The sequence below is a fragment of the Candidatus Symbiopectobacterium sp. 'North America' genome (assembly GCF_015762685.1).
Classification (GTDB): domain Bacteria; phylum Pseudomonadota; class Gammaproteobacteria; order Enterobacterales; family Enterobacteriaceae; genus Symbiopectobacterium.
The window spans coordinates 31,149-47,164 of sequence record NZ_PEHF01000055.1 but is presented as its reverse complement, the minus strand read 5'-3'; the positions used below and the strand labels follow the sequence as shown (position 1 = coordinate 47,164).

The 16,016-nt window shown below is 49.1% G+C and carries 21 protein-coding genes; 11 read left to right on the top strand and 10 right to left on the bottom strand.

The window, feature by feature from the left end; translation table 11 throughout:
• The 4 genes from CS369_RS12695 to flgA all read right to left on the bottom strand — a co-directional run.
• Nucleotides 1-102 (bottom strand): hypothetical protein (locus tag CS369_RS12695; RefSeq protein ID WP_374191062.1); only part of this gene is annotated, 102 nt, incomplete at its 3' end.
• 106 nt (nt 103-208) lie between these two features.
• Nucleotides 209-646: a flagella synthesis protein FlgN gene (locus tag CS369_RS12690; RefSeq protein WP_196907374.1), complete on the bottom strand. Its 438-nt coding sequence runs from the start codon at nt 644-646 to the stop codon at nt 209-211.
• Nucleotides 647-651: 5 nt separating this feature from the next.
• Nucleotides 652-948: a flagellar biosynthesis anti-sigma factor FlgM gene (gene flgM / locus CS369_RS12685; RefSeq protein ID WP_196907373.1), complete on the bottom strand. Its 297-nt coding sequence runs from the start codon at nt 946-948 to the stop codon at nt 652-654.
• 146 nt (nt 949-1,094) lie between these two features.
• Nucleotides 1,095-1,742 (bottom strand): flagellar basal body P-ring formation chaperone FlgA, encoded by a 648-nt coding sequence (flgA, locus tag CS369_RS12680; RefSeq protein WP_196907380.1) that lies wholly within the window; start codon nt 1,740-1,742, stop codon nt 1,095-1,097.
• A 182-nt stretch (nt 1,743-1,924) separates the two neighbouring features.
• Between flgA and flgB the strand changes: the two genes are divergently transcribed.
• The 11 genes from flgB (at nt 1,925) to flgL (ending at nt 12,129) form a co-directional block, all read left to right on the top strand.
• Entirely contained in the window at nt 1,925-2,344 is a 420-nt protein-coding gene (gene flgB, locus CS369_RS12675) for a flagellar basal body rod protein FlgB (protein WP_196907372.1), read from the top strand.
• A gap of 28 nt (nt 2,345-2,372) precedes the next feature.
• On the top strand, nt 2,373-2,777 hold the full coding sequence (flgC, locus tag CS369_RS12670) for a flagellar basal body rod protein FlgC (RefSeq protein WP_196907371.1): 405 nt from the start codon (nt 2,373-2,375) through the stop codon (nt 2,775-2,777).
• A gap of 17 nt (nt 2,778-2,794) precedes the next feature.
• Complete coding sequence (flgD, locus tag CS369_RS12665; protein ID WP_196907370.1) at nt 2,795-3,472, top strand: flagellar hook assembly protein FlgD; 678 nt, start codon at nt 2,795-2,797, stop codon at nt 3,470-3,472.
• Nucleotides 3,473-3,558: 86 nt separating this feature from the next.
• A complete protein-coding gene (gene flgE, locus CS369_RS12660) occupies nt 3,559-4,800 on the top strand; it encodes a flagellar hook protein FlgE (protein ID WP_196907379.1) in 1,242 nt (413 codons plus the stop codon).
• A gap of 21 nt (nt 4,801-4,821) precedes the next feature.
• Nucleotides 4,822-5,574 carry a flagellar basal body rod protein FlgF gene (locus CS369_RS12655; RefSeq protein WP_196907369.1) on the top strand — a complete coding sequence of 251 codons (753 nt, stop codon included), beginning with the start codon at nt 4,822-4,824 and terminating at the stop codon, nt 5,572-5,574.
• A gap of 28 nt (nt 5,575-5,602) precedes the next feature.
• Complete coding sequence (flgG, locus tag CS369_RS12650) at nt 5,603-6,385, top strand: flagellar basal-body rod protein FlgG (protein WP_196907368.1); 783 nt, start codon at nt 5,603-5,605, stop codon at nt 6,383-6,385.
• A gap of 130 nt (nt 6,386-6,515) precedes the next feature.
• Complete coding sequence (gene flgH, locus CS369_RS12645) at nt 6,516-7,226, top strand: flagellar basal body L-ring protein FlgH (RefSeq protein WP_374191061.1); 711 nt, start codon at nt 6,516-6,518, stop codon at nt 7,224-7,226.
• A gap of 20 nt (nt 7,227-7,246) precedes the next feature.
• Nucleotides 7,247-8,356, top strand: a complete 1,110-nt coding sequence (locus CS369_RS12640) for a flagellar basal body P-ring protein FlgI (RefSeq protein ID WP_196907367.1) — start codon at nt 7,247-7,249, stop codon at nt 8,354-8,356.
• A complete protein-coding gene (gene flgJ / locus CS369_RS12635; protein ID WP_196907366.1) occupies nt 8,356-9,327 on the top strand; it encodes a flagellar assembly peptidoglycan hydrolase FlgJ in 972 nt (323 codons plus the stop codon). The genes CS369_RS12640 and flgJ overlap by 1 nt, the downstream gene beginning before the upstream one ends.
• 120 nt (nt 9,328-9,447) lie before the next feature.
• Nucleotides 9,448-11,136, top strand: coding sequence for a flagellar hook-associated protein FlgK (gene flgK / locus CS369_RS12630; protein WP_196907365.1), 1,689 nt, complete (start codon nt 9,448-9,450; stop codon nt 11,134-11,136).
• A gap of 30 nt (nt 11,137-11,166) precedes the next feature.
• The gene (gene flgL / locus CS369_RS12625; protein ID WP_196907364.1) at nt 11,167-12,129 is read left to right on the top strand and encodes a flagellar hook-associated protein FlgL; all 963 of its coding nucleotides are present in this window, start codon (nt 11,167-11,169) and stop codon (nt 12,127-12,129) included.
• Between the two features lie 189 nt (nt 12,130-12,318).
• On the opposite strand, the gene fliR is transcribed toward flgL, so the two are convergent.
• Genes fliR through fliM form a run of 6 tightly spaced genes read right to left on the bottom strand, consistent with a single transcriptional unit; the run spans nt 12,319 to nt 16,013 of the window.
• Nucleotides 12,319-13,107 (bottom strand): flagellar biosynthetic protein FliR, encoded by a 789-nt coding sequence (gene fliR, locus CS369_RS12620; RefSeq protein WP_196907363.1) that lies wholly within the window; start codon nt 13,105-13,107, stop codon nt 12,319-12,321.
• A 2-nt stretch (nt 13,108-13,109) separates the two neighbouring features.
• Nucleotides 13,110-13,379 (bottom strand): flagellar biosynthesis protein FliQ, encoded by a 270-nt coding sequence (gene fliQ / locus CS369_RS12615; protein WP_195312453.1) that lies wholly within the window; start codon nt 13,377-13,379, stop codon nt 13,110-13,112.
• Between the two features lie 19 nt (nt 13,380-13,398).
• Nucleotides 13,399-14,139: a flagellar type III secretion system pore protein FliP gene (gene fliP, locus CS369_RS12610; RefSeq protein WP_196907377.1), complete on the bottom strand. Its 741-nt coding sequence runs from the start codon at nt 14,137-14,139 to the stop codon at nt 13,399-13,401.
• 29 nt (nt 14,140-14,168) lie between these two features.
• Nucleotides 14,169-14,597 carry a flagellar biosynthetic protein FliO gene (gene fliO, locus CS369_RS12605; RefSeq protein ID WP_196907362.1) on the bottom strand — a complete coding sequence of 143 codons (429 nt, stop codon included), beginning with the start codon at nt 14,595-14,597 and terminating at the stop codon, nt 14,169-14,171.
• Nucleotides 14,597-15,007, bottom strand: coding sequence for a flagellar motor switch protein FliN (fliN, locus tag CS369_RS12600; protein WP_196907361.1), 411 nt, complete (start codon nt 15,005-15,007; stop codon nt 14,597-14,599). Before fliN ends, fliO begins: the two co-directional genes overlap by 1 nt.
• Nucleotides 15,000-16,013 carry a flagellar motor switch protein FliM gene (gene fliM / locus CS369_RS12595; RefSeq protein WP_196907360.1) on the bottom strand — a complete coding sequence of 338 codons (1,014 nt, stop codon included), beginning with the start codon at nt 16,011-16,013 and terminating at the stop codon, nt 15,000-15,002. Before fliM ends, fliN begins: the two co-directional genes overlap by 8 nt.
• Nucleotides 16,014-16,016 lie beyond the last annotated feature (3 nt).

Genomic DNA, 16,016 nt, shown 5'->3' with positions numbered 1-16,016 from the left:
TATGGCAATAAGACGTCTGGCGTGGTTTTTATCGCGGGTCTGTTGGGCTTCTTTACGCATCCGCTGTCGTTCTTCATCAGGGATTGCTGCTATGATCGGCATTGCTCAGTCCGGTTGGTGGTTTGTTTTGATTTGGCGATTGATCAGATCGCGCAACTCGGACTGAGTTCCCTTCAAGTGATCTATTATTACGCAAAGTTATTTAGTGTTATAAATTGATTTTTATGCCGCCGACCACCAATCCTGATGATTGTCCATCAGGGCCATAAAGACTCTGACCATGGAGAGGTTTCAGTATCGCAATGGCCTCATTAGTATAGGAAATATGCTGATTTAGCAACATACCATTGTGCTTGTTCATATCATGCAAATGAGCCGTTAATGCTTGAATAGCCTGCCAACGTTCGAATAGCACAGCGTCTGATTCGTAGGGAGCATGAAGCTGCAAGCGATTTTCAATTTCCTGCCGATTCTTATCAAGGTATTGCACAGTTGCCAAGGTGGCACTTTTAGTATCAGTGACCTTCTGTAAAGCAACGCTGTTAATATGACCAGCACAGAGCAGGGTTTGCTCTTCTGATAAGATAGTGTTCAACTGGTCCAGGGTATCGAGTACCGCATCAAGCGTTGTTCGCAATTTTTCCATAGTTATCAATTATTCGCCAAAAAGTCTTGAGTATCTTTGATCAGTGCATCTGCGATTTTACCCGCATCAATCTGTAAAGAACCATCGCGAATGGCCTGCTTCAGCGTTTCCACACGATTCATATAGATATCCTGTGTGCCAGGCTGCATCAAACGAGCTTGCGCATCGCTCAGCTTAACCTGGGTTCCCGTCACTTTGCTTTGGGTGGGCGTTTGTACACGTTTTTGCTTCGTCGCTTCACTGGCGTCGCGAGACTGTACTTGAGTGACAGGTTTCAGCGGCTGGGTACGTTCAATGCTCATAATGTTACCTTCTAAAATAAGGTGTCAAAAGGTTAAATAATAACCTGATTCCACTCAGATTTACATAAACGCCACACGAAAGGAAAGGGCGACGCAAAATTTATTCTGTAGATATCATCGGCAACAATGACGAATACTTTAATTTATTATTGCGCAATATAAATAACACCGTCTTCACCCGCAACACCACTGACGATTTGGCCTGATGCCATACGCACGCGCACAGATTGACCAACAGCAGCGTTACCCATTGCTTTTCCTTCACTGTTAATACTAAACCCTACGCCTTGCGCCAGCACCTGCACCGTTTGGCCTGATTTAACTATCCATGCACGACGAAGCATGGCGCTGGTCAATGGTTGCCCCGGCGACAGATCGCGCAGTAACACGGCCCCTATAGCATCTTTAGGCAACAACAACGCACGTGGCGGCAACAGGTCTAATCGCCCTGTCGTTTGTCTCAGGTCCGATGTAGTCAAAGCGACTCCGCGGCGTAATTGCCGAGCGCTCACCAGGTAATTCCCTGTGACTTGTACTTCGGCCTGAATGAAACGCCGTTGGTCGCCACAACGAACGGATACGCTGACATTACCCCATACGCGAGTATTGTTTGACAACGCCAGCACGGGAGCTTCGCACTGTGGCCATTGTTCCGGCGGCGATTTAATCATAACGGTGACGCTGCTGTGCTTGTCCGGAAAACGCGCATGAAAAAATTGATCGAGTTGAGCCTGTAAATCGGCTGCAACGGCAACGTGCACATTCCCTATCAGGCTGGTCAGTAGCGCAAAAATAGCGGAATAAAATGGGTTTTTCACTGACTTCACCTCTTGAAGATCACTGCATTATCTAGTGTAAAGATCTCTGCGGTGCGTTAAGGCAATAAATAGCGTTGCATTTCACGCTTATTCTCGCGATGGCAGTATCAGCATAGGAATTATCCTACCTACTCCAAATTCTCATTTGCGGAGGGAGCATGCTCGACAAACTTGACGCCTCATTCCGGTTTCAACAGGAAGCGTTGAATCTGCGTGCCCAACGACAAGAAATCTTGGCGGCGAATATCGCCAATGCTGACACGCCGGGTTATCAGGCGCGCGATATCGATTTTGCCAGCCAGCTCAACAAAGTAATGGAGCAAGGCCGAGTGAGCGGCACGGGGATTGCGTTGAAAACCACCTCCACTCGTCATATCCCGGCACAGAATTTTCAGCCGCCAGAATTTGATTTACTGTATCGCGTTCCCGATCAACCTGCCCTGGATGGTAACACCGTTGATATGGATCGTGAACGTACCAATTTTGCCGACAACAGCCTAAAATATCAAACCAGTCTTACCGTATTGGGTGGTCAGATTAAAGGCATGATGTCAGTACTGCAATCAGGTTCATCCTGAGGGTGATGGAAGAGGAGGCTAAGGCGTTATGTCACTGCTAAGCATATTTGATATTTCCGGTTCCGCACTCTCAGCGCAATCCCAGCGTTTGAACGTCAGTGCAAGTAACCTGGCGAACGCAGACAGTGTGACTGGTCCAGATGGGCAACCCTATCGTGTCAAGCAGGTTGTTTTTGAAGTAAATGCGCCGGCAGGTCAGGCAACGGGAGGAGTGCGCGTCTCCAACGTAATCGAAGACCCTTCCCCCGCGCGTTTGGTTTATGAACCCGGTAATCCGTTGGCGGATGGGCAAGGTTATGTCCGTATGCCAAACGTGGATCCGGTCGCGGAGATGGTCAACACCATTTCTGCATCGCGCAGTTATCAGGCCAACGTCGAGGTGCTAAATACCACGAAGACGATGATGCTGAAAACATTGACTATCGGGCAATAACTAGGAGATTCGTGTAAATGTCGGTAACGATTAATGATACCACTTCCGCCAGTAAAACGAGCAGTACCAGCAGCTCGTCAAACTCCGTAACGGCAAACACCAGTGCTGATCTACAGAAGCAATTTTTGACGCTTCTGGTCGCTCAGTTAAAGAATCAGGATCCCACTAAAACGATGGACAACAACCAATTGGTCAGTCAGTTGGCGCAGTTGAACACCGTAAGTGGGATTGAGAAGCTCAACACCACACTCAGTTCTATTTCTGGGCAGATCAACAATAACCAGTCTATTCAGGCAACGAGTCTGATTGGTCATGGTGTGATGGTTCCCGGAAACGAGATTTTGGTGGGTAATGATACCAGCACACCGTTTGGCCTTGAGCTTGAAAGTACGGCAGAAAACGTCACTGTTACCATCACTGACAGTACAGGTAAGGTAGCGCGCACCCTTGAACTTGGTGCACTGACCGCCGGTGTGCACTCTTGGGATTGGGATGGCAAGTTGGCAGACGGTACTGCTGCTTCTGATGGGTCCTATACCTTTACTGTTGCGGCCAGCACGAATGGGGCTCAACAAACTGTACAGCCATTACGTTATGCCTTGGTTAATGGGGTTGTTCGCAATGACTCTGGTGCCCAACTGAATTTTGGGCTGCAAGGCAAAGCGACCTTGAATGATGTGCGGCAGATTTTGTAACTGAAAGACAGCATTGAGCACAGAATCTGGCCTACCTCGAAACTCGGTTCTGAAGCATGAATGAACTGACTCATCCGGAGATCACCATGAGTTTTTATCAAGCGGTTAGCGGCTTGAATGCCGCATCGAAACAGCTGAGCGTAATTGGCAATAACATTGCCAACTCGTCAACTGTGGGGTTTAAAGCGGGTACCATTGCATTTGCAGATATGTTTGCTGGTGGCACTGGCTTAGGAACAAAGGTTTCGTCCACATTGCAGGATTTCGGGAATAGCTCACTAAATTCCAGTTCACGAGCACTGGATGTTGCGATCAGTGGTAATGGCTTCTTCCGTGTGCAGGACAGTAGTGGTTCTGTGTATTTTAGCCGCAATGGTCAGTTCACACTGGATGGTGCTACCCGCAATATCGTTAATATGCAAGGCATGCAATTGACCGGTTATCTGGTTGTTGGCACGCCGCCCGTTATTCAGCAAGGGGCTGATCCGGTACCGTTGACTATCCCTGAAACAGCGATGCCTGCCCAACAGACGACTGTCGCGTCAATTATCGCCAACCTTAATTCATCCGATGCCGTTCAGGTCTTCGATCCTGATAGCCCGGAAACAGCTAACTATAAGGGATCGATTACCGTCTACGATACATTGGGCAATCCACATAACATCGGGCTGTATTTCGAAAAAACGGGCGATAACGCCTGGACTGTAAACGTGCAGGATGGCTCAGTAACCGGTACTGGTTTCACTAAAATTGCACTGGCGTTTACGGAAAGCGGCGCGTTGAAATCACAGACGCAGACGATTACAACTGGTACAGAGCCTGTTTCAAATGGTATCACAGGAGCCAGCACCATTCCACTACCGTCAATGAATGGTTCTCTGGCATCGACCTTCACGCTTGATTTTGCTGGCAGCGTGCAACAGAACTTTGGTGCGAACAGCAACAAAACGCCTACGCAAAATGGTTATCCGCCCGGAAACTTGGTCGGTTATCGCGTTAGTGATGGTGGTGTCATCACCGGTAAATACTCCAACGACAGAACACAACCGTTGGGACAGATTGCGCTGGCCAGTTTCTCTAACCCGGAAGGGCTATCCATCCAGGGAGATAACGTCTGGGCTAGTACGGAAACATCTGGTCAGCCAGTTATTGGACAGGCTGGAGTGGGGAGCCTTGGGTCGTTGCTTGGCAATATGACGGAAAGTTCCAACGTGGATATGAGTAAAGAGTTGGTGGGTTTGATCGTTGCTCAGCGTTTCTACCAGTCTAATGGGCAGACTATCAAAACGCAGGATTCCATTCTGCAAACACTGGTCAGCTTGCGTTAATCGTTTTAGCGGAGATATTCCATGGATCACGCTATTTATACCGCGATGGGCGGAGCTAGCCAGTCACTTGAAAAGCAAGCGATCACGACCAACAACCTGGCGAATGCGTCAACACCAGGTTTCAAGGCCCAATTGGCTGCGTTGCGCGCTGTACCTATCAATGGACCGACGTTACAAACGCGTACTCTGGTGGTGGCCTCTACTCCCGGGGCGGATATGTCGGAAGGTGTGATGGATTACACCGGGCGCTCCATGGATATTGCACTGCCAAAAGAGAGTTGGTTGGCAGTGCAAACCGCAAATGGTGAAGCCTATACTCGCAATGGGAATATGGAGATCAATGCTGATGGTCAGTTGACCATCCAGGGGCGCGTTGTCGTTGGAGACGACGGCCCGATTGAGATTCCACCCAATGCGCAAATCAGTATTTCCGCTGATGGTACTATCTCCTCACTCAATGCAGGCGATGCTCCCAATACGATAGCTCAGCTAGGTCGGTTGAAACTGGTGAAGGCAACCGGGCAAGAAGTAACGCGTTCTGACGACGGTTTATTTCGTTTGACCCAAGCGGCCCAGCAGCAGCGCGGCAACGTATTACAGAATGACCCCACTGTACGAATCATGCCCGGCGTTCTTGAAGGCAGCAATGTCGATTCAGTCGGTGCCCTGGTCGATATGATTGCTAACTCACGTCGCTTTGACATGCAGATGAAAGTGATTAGCAGTGCCGACACTAATGCTCAGAGTGCCAATCAACTATTGGCAATAAGCTAACACGCCATTTGCGTGAAGGAGTTGCTTTATGATCCGTTCGTTGTGGATTGCAAAAACCGGTTTGAACGCACAGCAAACCAATATGGACGTTATCTCCAACAACTTGGCGAACGTCAGCACCAATGGCTTCAAACGTCAACGCGCCGTGTTTGAAGACCTGCTGTATCAAACCATTCGCCAGCCAGGTGCTCAGTCGTCGGAACAGACAGCGCTGCCTTCTGGTTTACAATTGGGTACCGGTGTTCGCCCAGTGTCTACTGAGCGAATTCATACTCAGGGCGGGATGTCGGACACCGGAAACTCCAAGGATGTTGCTATCAGTGGGCAAGGTTTTTTCCACGTGCAGATGCCTGATGGTACGACGGCATATACCCGTGACGGCGCATTTCAACTGGACGGTAATGGCCAGTTGGTAACCTCAAGTGGCTATCTGGTTCAGCCAGCCATCACGATTCCTGCCAATGCCACGGAGCTCACCATTGGTCGCGATGGTATTGTCAGTGTCAAGTTGCAAGGGCAGACGGCAATGAACCAGATTGGGCAAATGACGTTAGCGACCTTTATCAATGACAGCGGCTTGGAAAGCATTGGTGAAAATATCTATCTGGAAACAACCAGTTCAGGTGCGCCCAATGAAACCAACCCTGGTTTGAACGGGGCTGGCCTGTTGTATCAAAAATTTGTAGAAACCTCTAACGTCAACGTGGCAGAAGAATTGGTCTCAATGATCCAGACGCAGCGTGCGTATGAGATAAACAGTAAGGCTATATCTTCCTCCGATCAGATGTTGCAGAAATTGACCCAGCTGTAAAACTGGGCGATTAACGGGGCGATGGTGTGGATAAAACGGCAATACATTTGATATCCGGTTTATTCTGTCATTGCCCCGTTGAGTATTAATAAATGGGCAATCTTTTAAGGTGATATCCGTAGTGATGATGATGCAAAGGCCGGTTACCAATTTGTTGTGCCAGCCGCAATCGCTGGTGTTGGTCATGATGTTGACGCTAAGCGGTTGCGCTTATATTCCTCATGATAAAGTGGTTAACGGCCCCACGTCCGCGCAACCAGCGCCACCCACGACAGCAGCGCCAAATGGATCTATCTTCCAAGCTGTTCAGCCTATGAATTATGGCTATCAGCCGATGTTTGAAGACCGTCGCCCGAGAAATGTGGGTGATATATTGACCATCGTTTTGCAGGAAAATGTCAGTGCAAGTAAGAGCTCGTCGGCTTCTGCCAGCCGCGACGGCTCCTCGTCATTTGGTGTGACGACTGCACCGCGCTATCTGGAAGGTCCATTAGGTAATAATCGCGCTGACCTTGAAGCCTCAGGCAAAAATGATTTTACCGGCAAAGGTGGAGCCAATGCTAACAACACCTTCAGTGGTACCATTACGGTGACAGTGGGGCAGGTGTTAGCGAACGGTAATTTGCAGGTTGTGGGCGAAAAACAGATTGCTATCAATCAAGGCACTGAATTTATACGCTTTTCTGGTGTTGTGAACCCGAGAGCCATCAGCGGTACTAACTCTGTGCCTTCGACTCAGGTGGCCGATGCCCGTATCGAATATGTGGGTAACGGCTATATCAATGAAGCGCAAAACATGGGTTGGTTGCAGCGTTTCTTCCTCAACGTTTCTCCGTTCTAAGCTAAGTGAAGAGGTACCGAATGCGGATCGCGTCGTTTTTTAGCCTGATGTTAGCCTTGGTGGCTTTCCTGCCTGCGAGTTCGCAGGCCGACAGGATCCGTGACCTTGTCGACATACAAGGCGTGCGGGAAAACTCCCTGATTGGTTATGGCTTGGTTGTGGGGCTTGATGGGTCTGGTGACCAGACGATGCAAACACCGTTTACCACGCAAACCCTGACCAACATGTTGTCACAGTTGGGTATCACTGTGCCGGCAGGCATCAACATGCAGTTGAAAAACGTGGCAGCAGTAATGGTGACAGCCAAACTCCCTGCCTTTGGCCGTGCAGGGCAAGCCATTGATGTGGTTGTCTCTTCAATGGGTAATGCCAAAAGTTTACGCGGTGGCACGCTATTGATGACTCCGTTAAAAGGGGTTGATAACCAGGTCTATGCGTTGGCGCAAGGTAACGTACTGGTCGGCGGCGCAGGTGCGGCCGCCGGCGGCAGCAGCGTGCAAGTCAACCAATTGGCGGGCGGTCGTATTACTAACGGCGCAGTGATTGAGCGGGAACTGCCTTCGACCTTTGGTGCTTCCAACCTGATCATGCTGCAATTAAAGCAGGATGATTTCTCCATGGCGCAGCGTGTGAGTGATGCCATTAATCGCTCCGGTCTGGGCGGAAGCGCCACGCCAGTTGACTCACGCACTATTCAGGTGATCACCCCTCGTGGCAACAGTTCTCAGGTGCGCTTTTTGGCAGACGTACAGAATCTTGATGTGAATATCGGCGTGCAGGATGCCAAGGTTATCGTTAACTCTCGCACCGGCTCAGTGGTAATGAACCGTGAAGTGACATTGCAAAGTTGTGCGATTGCGCAGGGTAATCTCTCTGTCACTATCAACCAGCAAAATATTGTAAGCCAACCAAATACGCCGCTGGCGGGTGGGCAAACCGTAGTCACTCCTCAAACCGAAATATCACTCCAGCAGGGTGGCGGTGCATTACAGCGGGTTAACGCCAGCGCCAATCTGAATAACGTAGTGCGCGCACTGAATTCATTGGGTGCGACACCGATGGAGTTGATGTCGATTTTACAAGCAATGCAGAGTGCAGGTTGTCTGCGCGCTAAACTGGAAATCATCTAATGGCCGATATTCAGTCGCTCAATAATGCCGCGTATGACGCGCAGTCACTCAATTCACTCAAGCGCGAAGTTTCTACCGATCCGCAAAGCAAAGAGGGAATTCGGGCAGTAGCGCGCCAGATGGAAGGCATTTTTGTTCAACTGATGATGAAAAGTATGCGTTCGGCTTCTATAGAGGATGGGCTGCTCAATAACGACCAAACGCGGCTCTATACCTCAATGTATGATCAGCAGGTGGGGCAGCAAATTGCATCTGGCAAAGGGCTGGGGTTGGCTGATGTTATGGTTAAGCAACTTACGGCTACGCAGAATGTAGGAACACTTTCCTCCACCATGGCCGAGGAAAGTGTTCCAGCAGTTCCATTACGTTTTGACGGTACACTGCTCAGAACAATGCCGACAGCCGAGGTAGAGCAGATGGTGCGTAAAGCCTTACCAAAATTACCTTCCAGCGGCTCGGCGTTGCCGCTCTCCAGCAGCAATTTTGTTTCGCAACTCGCTGTGCCTGCGCAGATTGCCAGCCAGCAAAGCGGGATCCCTCATCACTTGATTATGGCTCAGGCCGCACTAGAGTCCGGTTGGGGACAACGCGAAATTCCAACGGCGAATGGTCGTCCGAGTCACAACCTGTTTGGTATCAAAGCGGGTAGCAATTGGGATGGTCCTGTTACCGAAATCACCACCACCGAATATGAAGATGGCGTGGCGAAAAAGGCCAAGGCGAGCTTCCGTGTTTATGATTCTTATATGGATGCGTTGGGTGATTACGTCAAATTGCTGACCAACAACCCACGTTATAGCAATGTGGCAGCAGCAGGCAGTGCTGAGAAAGCTGCCCACGCCTTGCAGCGCGCAGGCTATGCTACCGATCCTCAGTATGCGCAAAAATTGATCACCATGATTCAACAAATGAAGAATACCAGTGAAAAAGCAGTTAAGGCTTACACACATGATTTAAGCCAACTATTTTGATTTTTTTCTGAAGATTTTCCCTGTTTTGCCGATAACCTGAATCAGCGATGAAAGTGAATAACGCACTTTCGTCATATTCTCAACGTGTACGGCATTCACGCCTGTAGAAAGGAAGTTTACATGTTCAATTTGGTAAATACCGCGATGAGTGGGTTGAAGGCAGCACAGGCAGCATTGAGTGCAGTCAGCAACAATATCAGTAATCAGGCGGTGACTGGATACAGCCGACAGACTGCGCTAATTGAACAGGCCACAGGAACAAGCACAGGCGGTGTTTATATCGGTAATGGCGTGAATCTCGTATCCATTAATCGTGATTATAACAAATTTATTGCCAGCCAATTGCTCTCAGCACAAGCCACCAGTAGTTCGGTAACTACCAGCTACGAACAGATATCGAAAATTGATAACTTGCTGGCAAGCAGTACAACCAATCTCTCTACATCCATGCAGGAGTTTTTTACCAACCTGCAAAACGTTGCGAATAATGCTGGCGACTCATCAGCCCGTCAAACCATGATCGGCAAAGCGCAAGGGTTGGTAAACCAGTTTCAGGTTACCGATAAATACTTGCGTGACATGGAATCAAGCATTAATAGCGAAATCAAAAGTGTGGTTGGGCAGGTAAATACCTACATCAGTCAGATTGCTAATCTGAATAAAGAGATTACGTGTTTGCAGGGGGCTAATCAGGGGGCTCAACCTAACGATTTGCTCGATCAGCGCGATTTGTTGGTGGATAAACTCAACAAATTGGTGGGCGTGAACGTCACAATTCAAGATGGCTCTATTTACAATGTTTCACTCAAGAATGGCATGAACTTGGTTCATAGCACGCGCAGCTTTGATTTGGTGACTATTCCCTCTAGCAGCGATCCACAGCTTGTTGCTGTGGGGTATGACTATCCGACCGTTGGTGTTAGTGAGCTCCGTGACAGCACCTTATCCGGGGGTAAGCTCGGTGGGTTAATTTCTTTCAGAACTGATACCCTTGATACTACACGTAATCAGGTCAACCAATTGGTGCTGGCGTTCGCGGATGCGTTTAATACCCAACATAAAGCCGGGTATGACTATAACGGTGTTTCTGGCGATGATTTCTTCCAATTTGGCGGACCTGTTGTTTACGAAAATAGCAAAAATACCGGTAATGCGGTGTTAAATGCGACCTACACCGATACAAAATCGGTGCAGGCAACAGATTATTCGATGCGTTTCAATAGCACTTCATGGGATATCACGCGTACCGCTACTAATACCACGATAACGGGGCTGACTCCGGATGCCAATGGCAAGCTTTCGTTTGATGGACTTGAAGTCACGATTACAGATGGTGCCACCCCAACAGCGGCAGGTGATACTTATCTGCTTAAACCGGTAAGTGATGTCATCATTGATATGAAAGTGGCCATCAGCGATCCGAATAAAGTGGCTGCAGCTTCAACCAAGCTGGATGAAAATGGCAACGAAGTGCCCGGCGAATCAGGTGGTCCAAGTGACAACACCAATGCCAAGGCACTCTTGGCGTTGCAGAATGAAAAAATTGTGGGTAATACCGCGACATTTACCGGTGCCTACGCCAGTATCTTGGGTGATATTGGTAACCAAACCAACACGTTGAAGATCAACAGTACCATACAAAAGAACGTTGTTACACAGCTCACTGCTCAGCAACAGTCCGTATCGGGTGTCAATCTGGACGAAGAATATGGCGATCTGATGCGTTACCAGCAGTATTACATGGCCAATGCGAAAGTGATTCAAACCGCACAGGCACTTTTTGACGCGTTGTTATCTATCCGCAGCTAATTGGCGATCGAATAAAGAGGAACTTATACCATGCGCTTAAGCACTAGCATGATATATCAGCAGAATATGAATGGTATTCTGAATGGTCAGTCAATTTGGCAGAAAGTTGGCGAGCAATTAGCCAGTGGTACGAAAGTCTCGACACCTTCTGACGATCCGATCGCTGCCTCTCAGGCCGTCATGATCGGGCAGGCGCAGGCGGAAACTTCTCAATTTACTTTGGCCAGAACTTTTTCTCGTCAAAATATGTCACTGGAATTGACCGTGCTGGAAAGCGTTGTCACGGCGGTAACCTCGGCTTCGACAACCGTGATCAGCGCCGGTGGTGTTGGAAGTAACGATGACCGTAACACTCAAGCCGAAGTTCTTGAAGGGCTGAAAGCACAATTACTGAATATTGCCAATACTACGGATGGCAATGGTAATTATATTTTCGCAGGCTATCAGACGACAACAGCACCTTATGTGCAAGACCCTATAACCAAAGTAGTAACCTACACGGGTGGTCATACGGCAATATCGCAACAAGTTGATTCCAGTCGCACCATGACGGTAAGTAATATTGGACCACAGGTATTCAACAGTGCGACGGGTGATGCAGTGAAAGAGCCCGATGGCTCTATCCAAAAAGATCTGTTTGCTACATTGGATATCGCTATCAATGTGCTGAAAACACCGATTGCTGACGGTGATAATGCGGCGCGTGAAGCGCTTCAGAGTTCACTGGATACGGCAAATAGAGGGCTTCGGAACTCACTGAATAACGTCTCGTCTGTTCAGTCTACGCTCGGTATTCAGTTAGAAGAACTTGATCAGTTGGATGCGATTGGGGCTGACCGTACGATAGCAAACTCGCAGGCAAAAAGCGCATTAGTGGATACGGACTGGGTATCTGCTATTTCGACTTATGTTATGCAACAAGCTTCATTACAAGCTGCTTATACCACATATAAAAATATGTCGGGTATGTCACTGTTTCAGATTAATTGGTAATTGACTACAGTGATGCGGCACAGATTTGAATACGCTTAAACCGGGCGTATTCTTTTGGCATGTCATTTCAATAATGACGTGCCGCTTTTGTTTTACTTATCTCTTTTTTCCCCTTTTTTTATCTCTTTTTTGTACCGAACTCTCCCAACAATAATTTTCTATCTTAACGTCGAATTGACTGGGATAACCTCAGGGAGTGATGGTAAGCCGCGTCAGCACATCGGCGAGGATATCGAATACCTCACCAAAAAGATGTTCAGCAAAGGGAGCCAGCAGAAAAAGCAGCATACCAACCGTCATGATACCGACAGTCAACGTAAGCGGAAAGCCAATCACAAAAACGGTAAGCTGCGGCGCAACGCGATTCAGTAACCCTAAAGCAATATTGAGTGCCAGCAACAGCGTAATCAAAGGCAGTGAGAGCATCACACCGTTAATGAATATCAAACTTCCTGCACGCGCCAGGCCCAAAAATTCATCACTACTCAGCGGTGCGGGGCTAATAGGCAGCGTATGAAAGCTATCGGCGATCAGGGATATCATCCATAAATGACCATTGAAAGCCATAAACAACAACATGGCCATGATATTCAGAAAACGTGCAAGCACTTGCATGTTGGGTCCACCAGTGGGATCGAAAAAGGTGGCAAATGCCAATCCCATCTGCATACCGATTAGTTCGCCCGACAGCCTGACTGCAGCAAAGGCCAATTGCATGGTGAACCCAAGCGCAGCACCGATAAGTAACTGTTGCAGAATGATCCAGACGCCACCAGCGGAAAATATCGGTGTGGTATTGACCGGCAAATAGGGGGCGACTAGGAGGGTAATGACAATGCCGAGGCAGATTTTCACGCGAGCCGGGATTGTACGCTCATTGAATACCGGGCACGTGGTAATTAACGCCAGAATGCGTATCAAGGGAAACAGGAACTGATTGAACCAAATTTCCCACTGTGTGCTATCAAGCGTCAGCATGGTTAGCCAATGATCGTCGGCAGTTGGCCGAACAACGTGCGCATGTAATCCAGCATCAAGCTAAGCATCCAGGGTCCCGCAATCACCAGCGTGAAAAACACCGTCAGAATTTTTGGGATGAAGGAGAGCGTCATTTCGTTGATCTGGGTTGCAGCCTGCAACAGACTGATTATCAATCCGCTGAACAGCGCTGATAGCAGAGGTGGGGCTGCGAGCGCCAGTGCGACCTTCATTGCTTCATAGCCTAAAGCCATTACGGATTCTGGCGTCATCGGGCGACCTTAGTAGGAATTAACTGTAAAAACTTTGCGCGAGTGAACCGAGCAACAATTGCCATCCGTCTACCAGCACAAATAGCATAAGCTTGAACGGCAACGAAATGGTGGCCGGCGGCACCATCATCATACCGAGCGCCATCAGCACACTGGCAACCACCAGGTCGATAATCAAAAATGGGATAAAAATGGTAAAGCCAATCTGGAAGGCGGTTTTCAATTCACTGGTGACAAATGCAGGGACCAAAACACGCATAGGAACCGCTTCTGGCCCCTGGATCTCGCCCATCTGAGCCAAGCGCGTAAACAACGCCAGGTCGGATTGCCGTGTCTGGCGCAGCATGAATTCGCGTAGAGGTTGAGCACCGCGCTCAATGGCCGTTTGCATGCTGATCTGATCCTGACTGAACGGCACATAAGCCTCATCGTAAACCCGGTTTAGCACCGGAGACATGATGAAAAAAGTCAGAAACAGCGTCAAACCCAACAGCACCTGGTTGGGGGGAGCGGTAGGCGTACCTAATGCGTTACGCAATAAGCCCAGGACGATGATGATGCGCGTAAAACAGGTCATCATCAGCATGGTTGCCGGAATAAACGTCAATGACGTCAGGAACACCAGCGTTTGAACCGGTAAGGTCCAACTCTGACCGCCATTGGCGAGGGGGTGGCTGATAATTCCCAGCAACTTTGCCCAGACAGCGGGTGTAAAGAGCAGCAGGATGGCAGCGAGTGCCGGCAGTCCGCGCTTCAGCATTGATAACGATGGAATATGAAGACGCACTTTCATTCCGATTTTTCCGGACGTTTGATAACTTTGTGTAATAATTGCCGGAAATTGGCTGGTGTGGCCATCTCGCCAGCAGGCGCGTCATCCATTTCTTGAACGGGCAGCGTGTGCAACGGCGTAATCTGTTGTGTCGTTACACCCAGTACCAGCCAGGTATCCTCAATTTCGACCACCACAACGCGTTCGCGTTGCCCGATCTGGCAGCTTGAAACTACCTTGACCAGCTTATTTTGTCTGACAGGGGGGGGTAACCCGAGCTTACGCACCACCCAGGCAATCGCCAGAATGAGCATCAAAACACCCACCAGCACGGTGCCTACCTGAGTAAGCAGCGTACTGGTAGGGAAGGGGGCGGTGGTAACCTGCGTCGTGGCCTGAGAGATAGGTGCCGACCGCGCAGGAGCAAGAGGTTGGGTATCAGCCATTAGCGACTCAAACGACGCATCCGCTCAGAAGGCGTAATAATATCGGTAATACGTACACCATATTTATCCGATACCACCACGACTTCACCCTGAGCAATCAGATAGCCGTTGATCAGAATATCCAAGGGTTCACCCGCTAACCCATCTAACGCCACCACGGAACCCTGCGTTAAGCGCAGCAGTTCTTTGATAGTCATCTTGGTGCGGCCGAGTTCAACGGTCAATTTTACCGGTATATCGAGGATAAGGTCAATATCCTGCAAGCTGCCGAGTGCATCGGAAGGCTCCAGACTTTTGAAGATATTGTCCGTTGCGCTTGGTTTTTCTGCGGCTTGTTGCTCGTTAAACGTATCAGCCCACAGATCGTCCACGGATTCCTTGTCGTCGGACGGTTGCTTGGTGTCACTCATTGGGCTGTTCCTCATTATTTAGAGAATTCAAAATAGGGTTAATCAAATGTTCGACGCGTAATGCATATTGCCCATTCAGCGTGCCGTATTGACTGGTCAGTACCGGAACGCCATCAACGTGAGCAATGATGCGATCGGGCTTATCAATAGGCAATACATCACCCGGCTGAAGTTTTAATACTTTGGAAAGCCGCAGCGGTATATCAACAAAATTGGCCATTAACTCCAATTCAGAATGTTGCACTTGCTTAGCTAACGTTTCGCGCCAATTCTTATCTTCCTGGCGGGAGTTTTCCAAGGGGGGATTGGTCAGCACTTCGCGCAACGGTTCAATCATCGAGAAAGGGATGCAAATGCTGAACTCCCCCAACAGCGTACCGATTTCAACATGAAAAGGCGTAATCACCACAATATCGTTCGGTGATGTCGTGATGTTGGTGAATTTTACCTGCATCTCAGAACGCACATACTCGATGTCGAGTTTGTAGATGGCATTCCAGGCTTCGCCATAGGCGTCAAGCGCCAAACGCAACATGCGTTTTACGATACGCTGCTCGGTGTTCGTGAACTCGCGTCCTTCCACTTTGGTGGGAAACCGGCCATCACCGCCGAACAAGTTGTCTACCGCAATGAACACCAGACTTGGCGAAAACACGAACAGCGCCGTGCCACGCAACGGTTTCAGGTGGATCAGGTTAAGGTTCGACGGCACCGGCAGGTTGCGCGCAAACTCATGGTAAGGCTGTATTTTAATTGCACCAACGGTGATGTCCGGGCTACGTCGTAGCAGGTTGAACAACCCCATACGGAATTGACGTGCAAAGCGTTCATTGATGATCTCCAGCGCTTGCATACGTTCACGAACGACACGTCGCTGCGTATTGGGATCATAAGGCTTGACATCATCGTCCGATTTCGTGGCAGCGCCAACACTGCTGGCATCATCGCTGCTGCCGCCGTTGAGCAATGCGTCAATTTCTGCTTGAGAGAGAATGCTATCGCCCATAAA

What these genes read in the sequence shown, in the direction of transcription:
- fliQ (WP_195312453.1), bottom strand. Translation starts at nt 13,379, where the DNA reads ATGACGCCAGAATCCGTAATGGCTTTAGGCTATGAAGCAATGAAGGTC.
- fliM (WP_196907360.1), bottom strand. Translation starts at nt 16,013, where the DNA reads ATGGGCGATAGCATTCTCTCTCAAGCAGAAATTGACGCATTGCTCAAC.
- flgE (WP_196907379.1), top strand. Translation starts at nt 3,559, where the DNA reads ATGAGTTTTTATCAAGCGGTTAGCGGCTTGAATGCCGCATCGAAACAG.
- CS369_RS12640 (WP_196907367.1), top strand. Translation starts at nt 7,247, where the DNA reads ATGCGGATCGCGTCGTTTTTTAGCCTGATGTTAGCCTTGGTGGCTTTC.
- flgH (WP_374191061.1), top strand. Translation starts at nt 6,516, where the DNA reads ATGCAAAGGCCGGTTACCAATTTGTTGTGCCAGCCGCAATCGCTGGTG.
- flgL (WP_196907364.1), top strand. Translation starts at nt 11,167, where the DNA reads ATGCGCTTAAGCACTAGCATGATATATCAGCAGAATATGAATGGTATT.
- CS369_RS12690 (WP_196907374.1), bottom strand. Translation starts at nt 646, where the DNA reads ATGGAAAAATTGCGAACAACGCTTGATGCGGTACTCGATACCCTGGAC.
- flgG (WP_196907368.1), top strand. Translation starts at nt 5,603, where the DNA reads ATGATCCGTTCGTTGTGGATTGCAAAAACCGGTTTGAACGCACAGCAA.
- flgB (WP_196907372.1), top strand. Translation starts at nt 1,925, where the DNA reads ATGCTCGACAAACTTGACGCCTCATTCCGGTTTCAACAGGAAGCGTTG.
- fliO (WP_196907362.1), bottom strand. Translation starts at nt 14,597, where the DNA reads ATGGCTGATACCCAACCTCTTGCTCCTGCGCGGTCGGCACCTATCTCT.
- fliR (WP_196907363.1), bottom strand. Translation starts at nt 13,107, where the DNA reads ATGCTGACGCTTGATAGCACACAGTGGGAAATTTGGTTCAATCAGTTC.
- flgJ (WP_196907366.1), top strand. Translation starts at nt 8,356, where the DNA reads ATGGCCGATATTCAGTCGCTCAATAATGCCGCGTATGACGCGCAGTCA.
- CS369_RS12655 (WP_196907369.1), top strand. Translation starts at nt 4,822, where the DNA reads ATGGATCACGCTATTTATACCGCGATGGGCGGAGCTAGCCAGTCACTT.
- flgK (WP_196907365.1), top strand. Translation starts at nt 9,448, where the DNA reads ATGTTCAATTTGGTAAATACCGCGATGAGTGGGTTGAAGGCAGCACAG.
- flgC (WP_196907371.1), top strand. Translation starts at nt 2,373, where the DNA reads ATGTCACTGCTAAGCATATTTGATATTTCCGGTTCCGCACTCTCAGCG.
- flgM (WP_196907373.1), bottom strand. Translation starts at nt 948, where the DNA reads ATGAGCATTGAACGTACCCAGCCGCTGAAACCTGTCACTCAAGTACAG.
- flgD (WP_196907370.1), top strand. Translation starts at nt 2,795, where the DNA reads ATGTCGGTAACGATTAATGATACCACTTCCGCCAGTAAAACGAGCAGT.
- fliP (WP_196907377.1), bottom strand. Translation starts at nt 14,139, where the DNA reads ATGCTGAAGCGCGGACTGCCGGCACTCGCTGCCATCCTGCTGCTCTTT.
- fliN (WP_196907361.1), bottom strand. Translation starts at nt 15,007, where the DNA reads ATGAGTGACACCAAGCAACCGTCCGACGACAAGGAATCCGTGGACGAT.